This is a genomic window from Yersinia alsatica (assembly GCF_025133195.1).
GTDB classification, from domain to species: domain Bacteria; phylum Pseudomonadota; class Gammaproteobacteria; order Enterobacterales; family Enterobacteriaceae; genus Yersinia; species Yersinia alsatica.
Window position 1 is genome coordinate 1611354 of the sequence record NZ_CP104006.1, and the last position, 18911, is coordinate 1630264.

Consider the following 18911-nt stretch of genomic DNA (forward strand, 5'->3'; position numbering starts at 1 on the left):
GATAAGCGGGTTCATTGGCTATTCCTATACAGAAAGATAATTAACTTTATGAGTAACTAGGGCTGTTTGGCTGGCTAAACAGCTTATTCTTCATGCGTGCGTGTAACTAAATCACCTTTGAGTGATATACATACTTTAGGCCACAAGGATAGGCAAGTTCATCATATGTATCACTATGATGATATTCGCCTTTTTGTTGCTAACGCAATGACTCTATGTCTGCATTGTTAGAGTTATATTGCCAATTAAAAATCGGAACTTTGAATTTATTATGAACGGTTTCTATTCATATAAATCATTTATGCGGATGGTCGCACTAAATACTTTATTAGTGCAATTAATGCTGCCACTTGTGATTGCGTTTACTCCGCTCATCTCTGCGTCTGCTCGTGCTAATGAATTAGATGAGCAGATGGCGAGAATGCGTTTGTCAGACATCCTGACAGAGCCCAACACCACGGAACCTCAGCACAGTGGACAATCCGATAACCCTTTATCTGACAACCCATTTTTGGTGCCTTCTTTACCGTCAGATGCCCCTTTGAATGTTCCATCGACACCTCTTTTCATACCGCAAGATACATCTAAAAATATCATTGAGCTGCCTGATTTAGGCAGTATTCAGAATGATATCGACGTGAACAATAAGTTTGCCGTAACAGAAGATAATGTTGCCAGTGCTGCGACTCAGCTTTGGGGCATTATGGGTAACGAGAATAGCAGCCGGGCGGCAGAAAGTGCCGTCACTGGCGTCGCTTCTGGTTTAGCCTCGCAAGCGGCAGCAGACTGGCTAGGTCAGTATGGTAATGCCAGAGTGCAACTCAATTCGAACAGTATCGGTAATGTCGATGTGCTGATCCCATTAACTGAAACGCAAAATAATCTGTTATTTGGTCAGTTAGGTGTGCGTTACAACGGGGAAAGAACGACCAATAACGTCGGCCTTGGGGTGCGAAGCTTCAGCGACAGTTGGATGTTTGGTGTTAACACTTTTTATGATTACGACCTGACCGGCAAAAATAGTCGTTTGGGGGTGGGCGGTGAAGCTTGGACTGACAACCTTAAATTCTCTGCTAATGGTTATTACCGGTTGACTGACTGGCATCAGTCCGTGCTGGCCAATATGGAAGATTATAACGAACGTCCGGCTAATGGTTTTGATGTCCGTGCGGAGGCTTATCTGCCCAGCTATCCACAATTGGGTGGCCGTTTAATGTATGAAAAATATTTTGGCAAAGGTGTCGCCCTGAATTCGGGTAGCACAAATCCGGGTGATTTAGGCGATTCCCCTTCGGCTTTCACTGTGGGGGTTAATTACACGCCAATTCCATTATTCACGGTCGATGTGGCACATAAGAAAGGTCAAAATACCAATAACGAATTACAACTTGGCCTGAACTTTAATTACCGCTTTGGGGTGCCCTGGATCGATCAAATTAATAAGAACACCGTTGGCTTGATGCGTAGCCTAATGGGCAGCCGCTACGATCTTGTTGACCGCAATTACAATATTGTCATGCAATATGAGAAACAGGATTTAATCAAACTGGTATTGCCGGAAACCCTGTCGGCTTATGCGATTACCAATCTTCCGCTAACAGGTAATATCACTGCCAAATATGGCGCAGAGAGAATGGAATGGAGTGCCCCGGCATTAATTGCTGCGGGAGGATCAATCATACCGCTGACCATGGAGTCCGCGTCTGTCACTCTGCCACCTTATCAACAGCTCCAGACCGCTAACAACTATCAGATTAGTGCCGTTGCTTATGATGTGCGTGGTAATCGCTCCAATACAGCAACAACTACTCTTGTGGTGCAAGAATCACCGCAACAAATCTCTCTTACTCTTAGTGGTGGCAGCCATATAGCGATTGCCGATGGTAATGCTCCGGTGAGCTATATTGCGACCGTGGTTGATACGAGCGGCACGGTAGCAACTCCATTAGCAGGGATGAATATCGTCTTTGATTCCACCGTGGGTAATGTATTGACCCCGAATGCTGTTACGGATAATCAGGGCAAAGCGAATATTACGATCAGAAGTACGCTAGCTGGTGGCGGGCATATCCGTGGTGCATTGGATAACGGCAATCGTGCGCAAGCGCCATTGGTCTTTATTGCCGATAGCGGCACAGCAGAGATAGTCAGTGGCAACCTAACCGTGACGGTTGATAATGCTACCGCTAATGGCAGTGACCGTAATGCGGTGCAGGTTTTGGTCACCGATGCAAATGGCAATCCCGTTCCCAACGAGGTAGTCAGCTTCAGTGTGGATAATGGTAATTTGGCCAGCCCGAGTGCAAGTACGGGGCCAGATGGTATTGCCACGATGACGTTGACCAATACTGTGACGGGTACCACGGTGGTGACGGCGACGGTAAATAGTAGTAATGCCAGTGTGAACACCACTTTTAAGGCGGATGCGACAACAGCCGAGATTGCAGATACAGACTTCATCGTCGCCAACGGAGCGCTAGCTAACAACACTGCCACCAATGCGTTAAGTGCCACGGTGAAGGATGCTGGGGGCAATGTGGTGCCGAATGTAAGTGTCACTTTTGTGGTGAGCGGCGGAGCGACCTTTGCCGGTGGTACCCAGACTCATCTGTCCGTGACCACCGACAATAGTGGGGTAGCAACAGCCCGGCTGGTGAGTTTGGTGGCGGGCGTGCATTCGGTAACAGCTGCCGTGGGGACCAACACCACGGCACCGCAAGACTCAACCTTTATTGCGGATGAGAGCACCGCAGCGATTGCGGCGGCAGACTTTAGCGTCGCCAGCGGAGCAGTGGCTAACAACACAAGCACCAATGCGCTAAGTGCCACGGTGAAGGATGCCGGGGGCAATGTGGTGCCAAATGTTAGTGTCACTTTTGTGGTGAGCGGCGGAGCGACCTTTGCCGGTGGCACCCAGACCAGTTTGGTAGTGACCACCAATAATAGCGGGGTGGCGACAGCGGCACTGGTGAGTCTGGTGGCAGGTGATCATTCGGTAACGGCGGCGGTAGGAAGCAATATTACAGGACCGAAAAACTCGACTTTTATCGCCGATGAGGCCACCGCAGTCATTGCGGCGACCGACTTTAGTGTTGCCAGCGGGGCGGTGGCTAACAACACAAGCACCAATGCGCTAAGTGTCACGGTGAAAGATGCCGGAGGCAATACGGTGCCGAATGTGAGTGTCACTTTTGTCGTCACCGGTGGGGCGACCTTTACCGGTAGCACCCAGACCAGCCTGACCGCGACCACCAATAACAGCGGTGTAGCCACCGCCGAATTGGTGAGCCTGGTGGCGGGTGATCACTCGGTAACGGCCGCAGTGGGGGCGAGCACGACAGTACCGAAAAATTCGACCTTTATAGCGGATGAGGCCACCGCGGTCATTGCGGCGGCCGACTTTAGTGTCGCCAGCGGGGCAGTGGCTAACAACACAAGCACCAATGGGCTGAGTGCCACAGTGAAGGATGGTAATGGCAATGCGGTGCCAAATGTGAATGTTACTTTTGTCGTCACCGGTGGGGCGACCTTTGCCGGTGGTACCCAGACCAGCCTGACCGCGACCACCAATAATAGCGGGGTGGCGACAGCGGCACTGGTGAGTCTGGTGGCAGGTGATCATTCGGTAACGGCGGCAGTGGGAGGCAATGTCACAGGACCGAAGAACTCGGCCTTTATCGCCGATGAAACTACCGCAGTGATTGCAGCGACCGACTTTAGCGTCGCCAGCGGGGCAGTCGCCAATGGCAGTGCCACCAATGCACTGAGTGTCACGGTGAAAGATGCCGGAGGCAATACGGTGCCGAATGTGAGTGTCACTTTTGTCGTCACCGGCGGAGCGACCTTTGCCGGTGGCACCCAGACCAGTCTGACCGCGACCACCAATAATAGCGGGGTGGCGACAGCGGCACTGGTGAGTCTGGTGGCGGGCGATCACCCGGTAACGGCGGCAGTGGGAGGCAATGTCACAGTACCGAAGAACTCGACCTTTATCGCCGATGAAACCACCGCAGTGATTATGGAGACCGACTTTAGTGTCGCCAGCGGCGCAGTGGCTAACAACAGTGCCACCAATGCGCTAAGTGTCACGGTGAAAGATGCCGGAGGCAATACGGTGCCGAATGTGAGTGTCACTTTTGTCGTCACCGGTGGGGCGACCTTTGCCGGTGGCACCCAGACCAGTCTGACCGCGACCACCAATAACAGCGGGGTGGCAACTGCCGAGCTGGTGAGTCTGGTGGCAGGCGATCACCCGGTAACAGCGACAGTGGGATCCAGCACTACGGTACCGAAAAATTCGACCTTTATCGCCGATGAAACCACCGCAGAGATTACGGAGACCGACTTCAGTGTCGCCAGCGGAGCGGTGGCAAATAACACAAGCACCAATGCGCTGAGTGCCACGGTGAAGGATGGTAATGGCAATGCGGTGCCAAATGTGAGTGTCACTTTTGTGGTGACCGGCGGAGCGACCTTTGCCGGTGGCACCCAGACCAGCCTGACCGCGACCACCAATAACAGCGGGGTGGCGACAGCGGCACTGGTGAGTCTGGTGGCGGGTGAACATTCGGTAACGGCGGCGGTAGGAAGCAATGTCACAGGACCGAAAAACTCGGCCTTTATCGCCGATGAGACCACCGCGGTCATTGCGGCGGCCGACTTCAGCGTCGCCAGCGGGGCAGTGGCTAATGGCAGTGCCACCAATGCGCTAAGTGCCACGGTGAAAGATGCCGGGGGTAATAATGTGCCAAATGTGAGTGTCACTTTTGTGGTGACCGGCGGAGCGACCTTTGCCGGTGGCACCCAGACCAGCCTGACCGCGACCACCAATAACAGCGGGGTGGCAACCGCCGAGCTGGTGAGTCTGGTGGCGGGGGATCATCCGGTAACGGCTGCAGTGGGAAGCAATGTCACAGTACCGAAGAACTCGACTTTTATCGCCGATGAAACCACCGCAGTGATTATGGAGACCGACTTCAGTGTCGCCAGCGGGGCAGTGGCTAACAACAGTGCCACCAATGCACTGAGTGCCACAGTGAAGGATGGTAATGGCAATGCGGTGCCAAATGTGAGTGTTACTTTTGTCGTCACTGGTGGGGCGACCTTTGCCGGTGGTACCCAGACCAGCCTGACCGCGACCACCAATAATAGCGGGGTGGCGACAGCGGCACTGGTGAGTCTGGTGGCGGGCGATCACCCGGTAACGGCGACAGTGGGAAGCAATGTCACAGTACCGAAAAATTCAACCTTTATCGCCGATGAAACTACCGCAGAGATTACGGAGACCGACTTTAGTGTCGCCAGCGGGGCGGTGGCTAACAACACAAGCACCAATGCGCTGAGTGTCACGGTGAAAGATACCGGAGGCAATACGGTGCCGAATGTGAGTGTCACTTTTGTGGTGACCGGCGGAGCGACCTTTGCCGGTGGCACCCAGACCAGCCTGACCGCGACCACCAATAACAGCGGGGTGGCAACCGCCGAGCTGGTGAGTCTGGTGGCGGGGGATCATCCGGTAACGGCTGCAGTGGGAAGCAATGTCACAGTACCGAAGAACTCGACTTTTATCGCCGATGAAACCACCGCAGTGATTATGGAGACCGACTTCAGTGTCGCCAGCGGGGCAGTGGCTAACAACAGTGCCACCAATGCACTGAGTGCCACAGTGAAGGATGGTAATGGCAATGCGGTGCCGAATGTGAGTGTCACTTTTGTCGTCACCGGTGGGGCGACCTTTGATGGTGCCAGCCAGACCAGCCTGACCGCGACCACCAATAACAGCGGTGTAGCCACCGCCGAGCTGGTGAGTCTGGTGGCGGGGGATCATCCGGTAACGGCCGCAGTGGGAAGCAATGTCACAGTACCGAAGAACTCGACTTTTATCGCCGATGAAACCACCGCAGTGATTATGGAGACCGACTTTAGTGTCGCCAGCGGCGCAGTGGCTAATAACAGTGCCACCAATGCACTGAGTGCCACAGTGAAGGATGGCAATGGCAATGTGGTGCTGAATGTGGATGTGATCTTCACGGTGACCGGCGGCGCAACCTTTGATGGGATCAGCCAGACCAGCCTGACAGTAAACACTGACAGTAGCGGGGTAGCGACTGCGGGAGTGGTGAGTCTGGTAGCGGGTGCTCATGCAGTCACCGCCACTGTAGGAACAAATACCACCGCCGCTAAAACCTCGACCTTTATCGCGGATGAGGCTACGGCAGAGATTGGCAGCACCGACTTTAGTGTCGCCAGCGGGGCAGTTGCTAACAACACAAGCACCAATGGGCTGAGTGCCACAGTGAAGGATGGTAATGGCAATGCGGTGCCAAATGTGAGTGTCACTTTTGTGGTGACCGGCGGCGCAACCTTTGATGGGATCAGCCAGACCAGCCTGACAGTAAACACTGACAGTAGCGGGGTAGCGACCGCGGGACTGGTGAGTCTGGTAGCGGGTGCTCATGCAGTCACCGCCACTGTAGGAACCAATACCACTGCCGCTAAAACTTCCACCTTTATCGCGGATGAGGCTACGGCAGAGATTGGCAGCACCGACTTTGCGGTGGACAGCGGCGCGGTGGCGAATAACAGCGCCACCAATAGGCTGAGTGCCACGGTGAAGGATGGTAATGGCAATGTGGTGCCGAATGTGGATGTGATCTTCACGGTGACCGGCGGTGCGACCTTTGATGGTGCCAGCCAGACCAGCCTGACAGTAAACACCGACAGTAGCGGGATAGCGACAGCGGGACTGGTGAGTCGGATAGCCGGAGGCAACGCGGTGACCGCGACAGTGGGTACTTATACCACCGTAGCCAAAACTTCGACCTTTATCGCGGATGAGGCTACGGCAGAGATTGGCAGCACCGACTTTGCAGTGGACAGCGGCGCAGTGGCGAACAACAGCTCCATCAATGGGTTGAGTGCCACAGTGAAGGATGGCAATGGCAATGTGGTGCCGAATGTGGATGTGATCTTCACGGTGACCGGCGGCGCAACCTTTGATGGGATCAGCCAGACCAGCCTGACAGTAAACACTGACAGTAGTGGGATAGCGACAGCGGGACTGGTGAGTCGGATAGCCGGGGGCAACACGGTGACCGCGAAGGTGGGTACTTATACCACTGTAGCCAAAACCTCGACCTTTATTGTGGATGAGGCCACGGCGGCAGTGCGCTCAGTGCGTTTAGACGGGAGTGGAATCCGTAAGGTAGCAAATAATACGGATGTATTTACTTTCACCGCAACTGTTCTGGATGATACGAACAATCCAGTTCCAGGAGTACCGGTGAAATGGTTCCAGGATAGCGGGAATAATGGCGTAATCCTTTCTGATTCTGGTGGCAATGTTGTTGAAAGTACCGTCACTGACGGGAATGGGCTCGCAACCGTACAGGTAAGAAGCAATCAAGTACTGGTCAATAGCGTTATGATCTCTGCAGTGTTTGATGCAGGTAGCCAATCACCTGTTGATGCCAACACGACAGTGAGTTTTTATAGTTATACATTCAAGATTGATCCGATATCTAAAAATATAGCCAAAGATGCTACCGTGCAATTCAGTATTACGGCGACAACAACAGATACGGCTGAAATCGTAATACTTACGAGTTCGAATGCATCTATTGTCTGGGGTACAAGCAACAGTAGTATTGTTTCAATTACGTCAAGTGGAATGGCTACAGGGTTAGCAGCAGTAGTAGGTGGTTCAAGTTCAATTATCACTGGCCGAGGCCAGTACAATCACGTCGATTTTGAGGAGCAAGGGACTCTTACAGTATTCCCACAAATATCTAGCGGCCTATTTGGAAATGCTGGTGCTAATACGCCGCAGCTTAACCTCATTAGCCCTGAGGGAGGGTATACGATAAATATGAGGTGTGGTGATATTGTTGATGACATGTGGACGACCGCCTCATCTGGTGGTACTGGAGGAGATCTCAAAGTTGTAGGGAATATGGATGAAGTGGTTAGTGTTGATGTGACGTATGGTCAATGGGCATATGGTGGAAGTGATATCTATTTGACAAAAATAGTGTTTAACATGTCAGGCGGTTCAAGCGTCAGTTGTGGGAAGGGAGCGGCAGGGAATACAACGGTAACCTTCAATGTTGAGAATGGATATACTCTTCAAGGATATACAGCATATTCACGTACTCATAGTGGTGGTATGACTTATATTACGGGTGTTTCATTTACCACAATCTTTACAAATTAATTATATCGATAAGCTCAGGGTTGCAAGATAGCGGCAACTAATAAACGCCCAGTCACTTACTTAAATAAGTGGCTGGGTGAGGTTATTGCTAGATGATTTAATCCATCAAAACCAAGATGGAAAATAATACTCAACACACATTGAGGAAAATATCATGAAAATGGCTGGTGCTTTATTTTTTTATATTTTCTGGTTTTCGTGGTTGTTTTGCTTTATTTCTTTGCTTAGTGTCGAATTTGTGCCTGACTTAGTTAGATATCTATATTCCTCTTATTTTGGCATTGCCTTTTTTGAAGATGTTTATGGTCCACTGATTGCTACTTTATTGTGGTCATCACTTATCCTTGCAGTTGCCATTATCTTGTTGATCTATTTGTTTTTTAAACGTAACGATGACATTCAATACTAAGATTTAGTAACGTTGTATTTTAAATATCAATAGGGATTAATTCTATGGAAGAGAAACAAGTTATTATTCAACATGCCTGTCAATTTACTCGTTTCAGTATGAAAGATATTTTAAGCAATGTATTAGCTATGGAGCCAGTTAATATTGTTGATCATGCGGAATCACTGAATGATGTTTATGATAATTTGGTTCGTTTCCCTTCTACTCATATGGTCGTTTTAAGTCTGTATGGTTACGATTATTGTTACACTAATACCTTTGGCTTAATCATCAATTGGTTGCAGGAGAATCGAGCAACTTGTCGAGTCGTTATCATCGCCGATATATCTTATATCCGGCTATTAGAGCATTATTTTTACGGCATCGACCTTATTTATACCATGATTGCGCAAGCAGCCCCGATTAGCCATTTTGTCGATCGGTTAACACATGTCTTTTTCCAGGCCACTCCGACCAAACGTTTTTTTTATCGTAAGCGCCATCTGCCACTATCAAAACGAGAACAAACGGTAATGAGATTGTTGTTACAAGGGAACTCAAATAATAACATTGCGACTATCTTGCAGTTAAGCAACAAAACCGTCAGTTACTATAAGAGAAGTGCTTTGAGTAAGCTGGGAATTCCTTCTTTACAACCGATGTTAATTCTACCCATCAGTCAGGTAGTGTATTAACCCAATCAATTAAGTAGCCAACTTACTTTGTTCCAAATTTGGTATCCCAGTAACCCTTTGAGGATAAATTTTCGGCGTGAGAATCATTCTATTTGACCCAACACCACAGGATGTTGGGTCTCTGCCGGAGTACGAAACTTAACTTATACAGTGACTGACCATGCGCCAGTTGCCACTCAATACCCGAGTTTCACCTGTTACCTTAATCAAACCAATACTACGGATATCATCACTTGAAGCGCCAACCCGTATATCAAATTCACCGGGTTCCACTACGCGCTGGCCATCTCGCCGTGTAAAGCTGAGCATGTCAGTGGGAATGTGGAATGTTAATCGAGCAGATTCACCCGGTGCCAGATAAACTCGCTGAAAAGCTTTTAACTCTTGTACCGGACGAACCATTGAGGCCACTTTGTCATGCACATACAACTGCACAACCTCACTACCCGGTTGTGCACCGCGGTTAGTCACAGTCAAGCTGACTTTGACCTCACCGCCTTCATTTACCACTTCGTGACTGAGTTGCTCCAACTGTCCATAGTCGAATTCTGTCCAGGTTTTACCGTAGCCAAACGGATAACGCGCCCCAAAATGGAAGGCAAACGGTGTGCCACCACTTTTCAGCTTATGGTTGTAGTAATAAGGCATGGCGCCGGCGCTTTTGGGTACCGATACCACCAACCGTCCACCGGGTTCAGCTTTGCCGGTCAATATATCGGCAATGGCATAGCCACCTTCTTGCCCTGGAGCCCAGGCCATCAGCAATGCTGCAACCTGATCTTCTTGTCCACCGAGGTTATAAGGCCGCCCGCCAGTCATCACCACTACCACCGGTTTGCCGGTAGCCACCAGTTCATCGAGTAGTTGTTGCTGAACACCTGGCAGTGACAAACTATCGGTATCCGAACCTTCGCCAACCGTGCCGCTTTGGAACAGACCCGCGAGATCCCCCACACACAGAACGACCACATCACTGTGGCTTGCAAGACGCACGGCCTCTGGGATCAGACTTGTATCTGTTGAAACCGGCGAGCTTTGCATTGGTTTGTTGCTACTGTCGCCGGGGAATACCGGTGCGCCAGCCATACGTTTCTCAATAATATGGCAGCCTTTCGCGTAATGAACATTATCGTTGCCAAGCTGTTCACGCATGGCTTGCAGCGGGGTGGTAACCTGAGTGGTTTGCTCCAACATATCGCTGATGATCAAATGTACCGGGAAACTGTAGCCACTCAGCAGAGCCAAAGGGTCATCGGCGGTTGGGCCAATAACCGCTACCTGTGGCTGACCTTTTAGCGGCAGGATGCCATTATTTTCCAGCAGTGTTATTGAGCGAGTTGCTACATCGCGGGCGATTTGACGGGTGGTAGCACTTTGTAATTCAACTGCATTTTCATCGGCATAAGGATGTTCAAATAGGCCGAGGTTGAATTTTTCTTTCAGCACGCGACTAACGATTTCATCGATTTTTGCCATGCTAATCAGGCCGCGATCGACGGCTTCACGCAAATGACGGGCACAGTCATCTTTCGGTAGTTCCACATCCAGACCGGCATTAAAGGCCAGCGCTGCGGATTCCGCCGCATCGTGCGACACACCATGATGTTGATGCAGCAGACTAACACCGCCGTAATCGGCCACGATAATTCCATCAAAGCCCCATTGCTCACGCAACACCGTGGTCAGCAGGAATGAATCCGAATGACCTGGTTGATTATCAATATCATGATAAGCCGGCATCACTGAGCCAGCATTCGCCAGCTTTACTGCCATTTCGAATGGCAGCAGAAAAGTATCGTTGAGTTCGCAAAAACCGAGGTGCACTGGCGCATGATTACGTGCGCCCTCACTAAAGGAATGGCCAACATAATGTTTGAGAGTGGCCAGTAAGTCTCGCTTCTTCCCCTGTAGGCCTTTCACATAATGTGTCGCCATCATTCCGACTAACCAAGGATCTTCCCCAAATGTCTCTTCGGTACGCCCCCAACGGACATCGCGGGAAACATCGAGCACCGGGGCAAGCCCTTGATGACATCCAGTTGAACGGGCTTCCTGCCCGATGGCCGCAGCGGCGCGCTCCACAAGCTCCAGATCCCAGGTAGAACCATAGTTTAGTGAGGAAGGAAATAGCGTGGCATCTTTACATAATAATCCGACCAGACACTCTTCGTGAAACAGCGCCGGGATCCCCAAACGTGTCTCTTCAATGAGCGTCCGTTGCAATTTATTCGCGGCGCGCACGCCTTCTCGGGCATCAACAATATGTGTTCCCAGTGGGCGAGTAATTTGCCCGATACCCAGTTTTATACGTTCCTGTAGGGAGGCCTGCGCGCCGGCACCAGAAAACTCATCACTCATATCGGTGCGCTCTTTATGCAACCCATCAGCGGAAAGTATCAGCCAGAAAGCATGCATCTGGGCGAACTTTTCTTCATCGGTCATGCGCGACAACAGATCGGTAACGCGTTCACTAATCGGATACTGGGCATCCTTATAAATAACAGTCATGAATTACTCCTGTGTTGCCGGGGCCAGAGACGGCGCACCATTGCTGCTTTGGCGTTTAACAGCCAGTTCGTTGGCAATATTTGCGACCAGACGGCTATTCAGTTTATAAGCAAACAGCAGCAAGGCCATGGCGATAAATAGTGCTGAAGGAATGAGCGTGAATAAGACGTTGATGGTGGTCAGTACACTGGCAGATTGCGAAACCTCGCCGGGGACATAGTTCACCAGACCTAACACCCAGCCGACTACTGCCCCGCCAAGTGCCAAGCCGAATTTAATGGCGAACAGTGCGGTAGAAAATACTAGCCCGTCCAAACGGCGGCCAGTGCGGTGCTCTTCGTAGTCCACGACGTCAGAGAACATTGTCCACTGTAGCGGTGTGGTAAGGTTCTGAATAAAGCTAAATACGATATTGATGGCTAAGATAACCCATACTGATGAAGGGGGAATAAAGAATATCGCGCTGGCAAAAAACACAAAACTCACAATCGTCCATTGATAGGCCCGCACCCGGTCAAATTTACCTAGCAGGCGTTCGGAAAGTAATGCCCCCAAGAGAGAAGCCACCATGCCGGACACAATAAACATGAACACTAAATCTGGGCGTAACAGAACATATTTTACGTAATACATTGTCGCCGAGCCGCGAGTCACTACTGCGGTTAACAGCAGGATATTAAACAGAAAAATAATGCGCCACTGACTATTTTTTGTCAGCAGTTTTAAATCACTCAGCATTGAGCCAGAAGTATCATTACGCGGAGAATATCGCTCCCGAGTCATGGCAAAGCAGCAGTAAAATAATACCACCCCAAGCAACCCCATCAGACTCATGGCGTAGAAATACCCTTTCTGCGCATTGCCGTTTCCCAACCAGTCCACCAGTGGCAAAGCAATCACGGTAACAATTAGGCCACCAATAAATGACAGAGCAAAACGCCAGGATTGAATAGAATGCCGCTCACGCGGATTCAGGGTCAGTGCGCCGGGCATGGCACAATAAGGGACATTAATCGCTGAATAGACCAGACTGAGCAGGCTGTATGTGACACAGGCATAAATAATTTTTGCTGTGGGCCCAACATCGGGTACATAAAAAGTAATCAGGCAACTGACGCCGAAAGGAATAGCAAACCATAATAGCCATGGACGGAAGCGACCATGCTTGGTTTGGGTGCGATCGACTAGCGCGCCAATACAGGGATCAATAAAGGCATCCACCACCCGCACCAGTAAAAACATGGTACCCATAATCGCGGCTGGCAACCCAAATACATCGGTGTAGAAATAGGCTAAAAACAGCGTGGCAGTTTGCCAGACCAGAGCGCTTGCCATATCGCCCAGGCCATAACCTATTTTATCTTTAGTACTGAGTACAAAGGCGGTATTCATTATGATTTCCTTTTGCCGGAACAAAAAATAGATTATTCATCCCATCCGCACAGCATATTTCACGTTTTTTGTGCCATAACTAGCACATGCCTAAAAAAGACAATGAAGAAAGCACTCAATCCAATATCTTAGGGATGGCAGTGAAACAGCAATCCTTTGGGCATTCTTGAACAGCGGATAGTGCTGGATTGGCAGCTAAACCCTATGAAGTAAATATTATTTTCTGAGATTAGATTTAGGTTGTGATGGTGGAAACCCAATGGTTTTTTTGTTTTGGCACCTTCGTAATAAACACCTGCTATTTCAGAAAAATAAGTCATTCTATCGCTCCAGAAATGAATGAAATTAAACAGACACATTAGGTTTCATAGTCATGTTGGACTCCCCGTGATAGCAAGGGAATTCTGTAATTTCACTCGGGAGTTATGGAATTTAACAACTGTGATTTATGTCTAAAAAGTGATGTGTTTGAAGTATTGTTTAGAGAGTAATGTATCTTTAACAACAATCTATCTTTAAACCGTTGCACTACTTGAAAGTACAAAAAAATGAAAATTTAAAAATAAGCAATATAAGGCAGTTATAAAGGTTTTTCGCTATCCAAGTAAAATCTTAAATGGAAAAAATGGATTTGTAATCTCGGTTTTATATTAAATGAATGATTTTTCGTAGCTTGATATGGAAGGGAATGTGATTATTGGTATTTTTAACGGAGGGGAACGTTGAATTTTTTCTTTAAAAATGCATGTTATCGATTGAGTCCTATCTAGCTATTGTGAAAAAACCAGGCCGTATAAATACCGGCGCTGGTTTAATAACTATCACAAGCTAATTTATTTAGAATTCAGTCCATTCATCATCAGACTTTGCTGGAAGTTACTATATTCGTCATTGCACTTACTCACTATTTTTCTGACGTTCCTGTATTTATAGAAATAGTCGATTACTAAAGGAACTCAATCCCGATTGAACAATGTTATCCATTGTAAAATGACTATCAGGGTTGAGTTGTATCATGGGCATTTTTTAGGCTAGCTATTCAATAGAGTAAATCAGGCACTTTATCTGTATAGCCAGCTCTACTTATGGGCTCAATAATATCCTAGCAATTTCCACCAAGCGAGACCGACCACAAAGATCAGAATGACATTGAAGGTCACTACACAGAAATTGATTCTATAGAAACGTGGCCGTTCAAAATAACCCTGAGCAAAGTAAATAGGGCCTGATCCGCCGCCATATTCAGTATTTCCCCACATCAGATTACTGAAAATACCGAAGCAAATAGCGACCATCATTGGTGGGGCTCCAGCCGCGATGGCTGTTGCACCAAAACCGCTGATGGTCGTTTCAAGTTTGGTGGTCATCCAACTGATAAAACGGAGGCTGGATAGGCCGCTAGCAAGGCTGATGATCACACTGAACCAGATAACGGTATCCCACGCAGCTTGATCTTTAAGTAGGTCTTTCCAGCTTACGGCTTGGGTCGCAAACAGGTAAGCGGCCAAACCTAAACCTACGATAATTCCTCCCGATCTGGCGGTGACCGACGGCATTGCCGGGGCCATAATCATCTCCTTATAAAAGAATTGAATCTTTCGCTTTCGTATTAACCCTGATGGGTTGAGAATTTCACAGCTCGATCCACCATTTGCGGTGCCATCCCCAAATAATTTGCTGGACTGACAGCTACACCAGCGCAATTTACGAGAAAATACGGCGCTTGGTACGTAGTGATCCCTACGCCTTAATCAGTGATCTGATTGAAAAAAACTATGGCGTAAAAAGCAAAGAGGTTCGTCAGACGATTACTGCCGTCGGCGTGTCGCCGAAAATTGCCAAAGTCCTTGGCGTTGAATCCGGCTCACCAGCCCTGAGAATTGTCCGTCGTTATGTTGATCATAACGGTGAAACATTCGAAACGACGGTATCTATCCATCCTGCCGACAGATACGCTTGTTCCATTGTTCTGAGACCACAATCTTAGGCGGTTTTTAGCCGAGAGAGAAAATATCCCAGAACTGAGTATTGTCATGATCTAATCATGCCGGGCACTTTGTTAGAGATATAATGCGCAACGCGAGAATGCTAAGAAAAACGTTTAGCCATGAGTTCAAGCAGGAATGTGTCAATTTGGTTCTGCCGCACAAGTGAGTACAACTAAAAGCCCAGTTCGCCGAAGATACTATCGCTACAAACAAGGGCAACATTGCCCCTACTGAGAAACTCGTTGCAGAAGCCAACTTTAGACTAATATTCTTACCATCGCTCTTTATGACTAATAATAAGAAGCATAATCATAAATGCTTAAGAAAAAATTAAGCTGATTCAGTATTTACATTTCACTATTAAAACAACAAAATAAATTTAACTTAAAAAACATGTGACATCTTAGGACAGTAATCCCAGACTTAAAAAAGAATTATTTTTAGTAATTAATAATGTCAATCATCTGGTTAATATTTGCTGTCTGTTGTTATTTGGAGAATCAAGTGCAAGAAAATAAAACTGTCGATGATATTAATAGTGATTCTCATGAGCGTTTCCGTGCAGCCCGCAAAAGTACGTGGGTAAGTGTATTTGTTAATTTTTTTCTAGTATTAGGACAAATAATTACCGGGATATTCTCTGGATCTCAGGGGCTTATTGCGGATGGCATTCATTCGCTATCTGATTTAGTTGCAGACTTTGTTGTGCTTATTGCAAATCATAAAAGTAAAAAAGGTGCTGATGATGACCACCATTATGGTCATCATCGATATGAGAATGGAGCATCACTAATTCTGGGAGCGATACTCTTTGTTGTTGGTATTGGGATGCTCTGGTCTGCAGTAAATAAAATTCAGCACCCCGAAGCTATCCCCCAAGTACACATTATTGCACTTTGGGTAGCCTTAGCTGCTCTGGTTCTCAAAGAGCTGCTTTTTCGCTATATGCTGGCCGTTGCCACTCGGGTCAAATCCAGCATGTTGGTCGCCAATGCCTGGCATGCACGTTCTGATGCGGCTTCATCTCTGGTTGTCGCTCTCGGGATCATCGGTAATTTATTAGGTTTTAAATTCCTTGACCCGGTTGCTGCTCTTATCGTCGGCCTTATAGTGGCCAAGATGGGTTATTCATTTATGTCAGACTCACTACACGACTTAATGGACAGGGCTGTAGACACTGAAACGGAAGATAAAATCAAGGCAACATTATTGGCAACTGAGGGTATTGAAGGTATTCATGACCTGAAGACAAGAAGAATGGGTGACTTAATTATTGTTGATGTCCATTTGGAGATTGATGGCCGTTTATCGGTAAAAAAAGGGCATGACATTGCAGTTGCTGCCAGAAATACAGTATTAAATAACTATCGTGTTTTAAATGTCATGACACATGTTGACCCAGTAAATATAGATGATAAGAGTTGTGAATAATGTTGATGCTTTATAAATCCTCATGTCCAATATTAGAGGCGGCTTTATCTAATCCAGACATGAAGATAGTATGTGATAAAATATTGCTAGGCCATTTTATCCTTCATCTTGAATAAAACACAACGCTGACTTAGTTATGTTAATTTTACCTAGAGCCTTACCGCCACCTATCATGGTATTAGTCTTGATTATCATCTAAATGAAACTTATGTAACACTCGATGCGCCACCGGGGCCAAGACTAGCCCCAATGTGGTCATAAAAACCAGGCTTGTAAACATACCGTAAAAGGCAAAAAAAATCTTGCCCGCAATACTCTGCGGCATAATGTAGGGACCAATACCATTTGCGATGAATGCGCTATTTAATGTCGCGTCATGCCAACCTATATTCTCGTCAAAGAGTATATGTCCTACCATGCCTATAAACAGGGTGAATATCACTAGCAGTACAGCGCCACCGAAGTGTAACAGTATTCGCTTTAAAAAAGCCCTAAAAGAAATCAACGGCATATTTCTCGATTCATACATTTTATATCCTCCTTGTTTCTATCTCAGAGCTACCTTGTTGTGCTCATTTTCCTCTATTCAGAGAAAAATCCAAAACTAATAATAATCCTATCTATAACCTAAATTACTCATAGATGCAGCGTAATCGTCATACAAAATAAGCATGATGACGGTAAAAATAGTGAAAATAGTACAACCCAAACAAAGCTCGATATTATGTGCTTTACTTAGTGTAGCCACTATACTGGCTAAAATTGTAGCAAATAATTTATAAAGAAATTGAGCTTTATGATTATTGTTGTGATAGTTATCAGTATGTTACCAATACACAATTTCCATTGTTACTTGTCGGATTGGCGAAGTAAAAACCAAAAGGAGGTTGTATTATTATGACTCAGATTTTCACTTTAACTTTATCCCCTTCACTAGATAGCGCAACGACGATCCCCAAAATCTACCCTGAAGGAAAATTACGTTGTACCGCACCTATTTTTGAGCCAGGAGGTGGGGGGATTAATGTTGCGCGCGCTGTTGTTTATCTTGGCGGTCAAGCAAATGCTATTTTCCCTATTGGTGGTCCTACAGGTGAACACTTGAAAAAGTTGCTTGATCAGGAAGGTGTTCATACGGAAACGCTGAAGACACAGGATTGGACTCGGCAGAACATGCATGTCCATGTAGATAATAGTGGCGAACAGTATCGTTTTGTTATGCCAGGAGCACGACTGAGTGATGCAGAATTTGATCTACTTGTGGGGCAAGTACAACATATTCCTTCAGGATCGATTCTGGTTATTAGTGGCAGTTTACCGCCAGATACTACGACTGATAAATTAATTTATCTGGTCAAGCAGGCTCAAACGATGGGGTTGCTATGTATCGTTGACAGTTCTGGTGAAGCATTAGAGGCCTGCTTGAATTTGGGAGGGTTAGCACTAGTAAAACCTAATCAGAATGAACTATCAGCTCTTATAGGGCGAGCATTGATACATCCTGATGACGTACGCGATGCAGCTCAAGAATTGGTCAAACGCGGTGCAGCTAAACGGGTTGTCGTATCGCTTGGGCCTCAGGGAGCACTTGCCGTTGATCGTGATAATTGTGTACAGATAGTTCCTCCTCCAGTGAAAAAGATGAGTACAGTCGGTGCCGGCGACAGCATGGTTGGCGCGATGACACTGAAACTTGCAGAGGGTGCTGACCTTTTTGATATTGTACGTTTTGGCGTAGCTGCCGGTAGTGCGGCGACACTTAATCTCGGCACTCGCCTTTGTTCATTAGAAGATACTCAGCGTTTGTATGACTATATTTGCGAGAATTCGAGTTATCCCACCAGCTGATAAGGCAACCTCGCAGGTTAAATAACAAACTTTTGCAGTTAACTAAAATTAAGACTGATAAACAGAACAGTGAAGTTGTGCTACTGAGAACCCCAACTAATAGTTTGTGTGCGAGATTAAACATTACAGTCAGCATTCAGTCGACTCTTGAGCATATCGATGAAGAGTCCAAACGTCAGAAAGCAAAAAACCAGCTATTAAGCTGGTTTCTCTGAAAGTGGTGCCCGGACTCGGACAACCCGCGCAGCGGGATTGAACGTCGCTGGCGACGGCCCCACAGGGGTGAGCGCTGCTTGCAGAGCGAATAATCGAACGTGTTCGATGAAGAGTCCAAACGTCAGAAAGCAAAAAACCAGCTATTAAGCTGGTTTCTCTGAATATGGTGCCCGGACTCGGACAACCCGCGCAGCGGGATTGAACGTCGCTGGCGACGGCCCCGCAGGGGTGAG

General features: G+C 47.6%; 9 protein-coding genes and 1 pseudogene. 6 read left to right on the forward strand and 4 right to left on the reverse strand.

From position 1 onward, the window contains the following. Positions 1–271 precede the first annotated feature (271 nt). The 3 genes from N0H69_RS07035 (at position 272) to N0H69_RS07045 (ending at position 9295) form a co-directional block, all read left to right on the forward strand. Complete coding sequence (locus tag N0H69_RS07035; protein WP_259705576.1) at positions 272–8212, forward strand: Ig-like domain-containing protein; 7941 nt, start codon at positions 272–274, stop codon at positions 8210–8212. Between the two features lie 154 nt (positions 8213–8366). Then, positions 8367–8621 carry a hypothetical protein gene (locus N0H69_RS07040; protein WP_050111228.1) on the forward strand — a complete coding sequence of 85 codons (255 nt, stop codon included), beginning with the start codon at positions 8367–8369 and terminating at the stop codon, positions 8619–8621. A 44-nt stretch (positions 8622–8665) separates the two neighbouring features. Continuing rightward, entirely contained in the window at positions 8666–9295 is a 630-nt protein-coding gene (locus tag N0H69_RS07045; RefSeq protein ID WP_050111227.1) for a LuxR C-terminal-related transcriptional regulator, read from the forward strand. Positions 9296–9433: 138 nt separating this feature from the next. Here N0H69_RS07045 and N0H69_RS07050 read toward each other — a convergent pair whose 3' ends face one another. The 3 genes and pseudogenes from N0H69_RS07050 to N0H69_RS07060 all read right to left on the reverse strand — a co-directional run. Continuing rightward, complete coding sequence (locus N0H69_RS07050) at positions 9434–11803, reverse strand: glycoside hydrolase family 3 N-terminal domain-containing protein (protein WP_050111226.1); 2370 nt, start codon at positions 11801–11803, stop codon at positions 9434–9436. A gap of 3 nt (positions 11804–11806) precedes the next feature. Further along, positions 11807–13195 (reverse strand): MFS transporter, encoded by a 1389-nt coding sequence (locus N0H69_RS07055; protein ID WP_050111225.1) that lies wholly within the window; start codon positions 13193–13195, stop codon positions 11807–11809. Positions 13196–14286: 1091 nt separating this feature from the next. Continuing rightward, positions 14287–14715, reverse strand: a pseudogene (locus N0H69_RS07060) (anion permease); the annotation flags it as partial. A gap of 203 nt (positions 14716–14918) precedes the next feature. Between N0H69_RS07060 and N0H69_RS07065 the strand changes: the two are divergent. Next, positions 14919–15182, forward strand: coding sequence for a UTRA domain-containing protein (locus N0H69_RS07065; protein WP_253272133.1), 264 nt, complete (start codon positions 14919–14921; stop codon positions 15180–15182). Positions 15183–15687: 505 nt separating this feature from the next. After that, positions 15688–16614 (forward strand): cation diffusion facilitator family transporter, encoded by a 927-nt coding sequence (locus N0H69_RS07070; RefSeq protein WP_050111223.1) that lies wholly within the window; start codon positions 15688–15690, stop codon positions 16612–16614. Between the two features lie 178 nt (positions 16615–16792). Here the strand turns inward: N0H69_RS07070 and N0H69_RS07075 are convergent, their stop codons facing one another. Continuing rightward, positions 16793–17143, reverse strand: a complete 351-nt coding sequence (locus tag N0H69_RS07075; protein ID WP_050124094.1) for a hypothetical protein — start codon at positions 17141–17143, stop codon at positions 16793–16795. Between the two features lie 368 nt (positions 17144–17511). Here N0H69_RS07075 and pfkB point away from each other — a divergent pair, with 368 nt between their 5' ends. Next, the gene (gene pfkB / locus N0H69_RS07080; protein ID WP_050111221.1) at positions 17512–18462 is read left to right on the forward strand and encodes a 6-phosphofructokinase II; all 951 of its coding nucleotides are present in this window, start codon (positions 17512–17514) and stop codon (positions 18460–18462) included. The last annotated feature ends 449 nt before the right edge of the window (positions 18463–18911 follow it).

Bases quoted from the DNA above. Each gene is read 5' to 3' on its own strand.
- N0H69_RS07075 (WP_050124094.1), bottom strand. From the start codon at position 17,143: ATGTATGAATCGAGAAATATGCCGTTGATTTCTTTTAGGGCTTTTTTA.
- N0H69_RS07035 (WP_259705576.1), top strand. From the start codon at position 272: ATGAACGGTTTCTATTCATATAAATCATTTATGCGGATGGTCGCACTA.
- N0H69_RS07045 (WP_050111227.1), top strand. From the start codon at position 8,666: ATGGAAGAGAAACAAGTTATTATTCAACATGCCTGTCAATTTACTCGT.
- N0H69_RS07055 (WP_050111225.1), bottom strand. From the start codon at position 13,195: ATGAATACCGCCTTTGTACTCAGTACTAAAGATAAAATAGGTTATGGC.
- N0H69_RS07050 (WP_050111226.1), bottom strand. From the start codon at position 11,803: ATGACTGTTATTTATAAGGATGCCCAGTATCCGATTAGTGAACGCGTT.
- N0H69_RS07040 (WP_050111228.1), top strand. From the start codon at position 8,367: ATGAAAATGGCTGGTGCTTTATTTTTTTATATTTTCTGGTTTTCGTGG.
- pfkB (WP_050111221.1), top strand. From the start codon at position 17,512: ATGACTCAGATTTTCACTTTAACTTTATCCCCTTCACTAGATAGCGCA.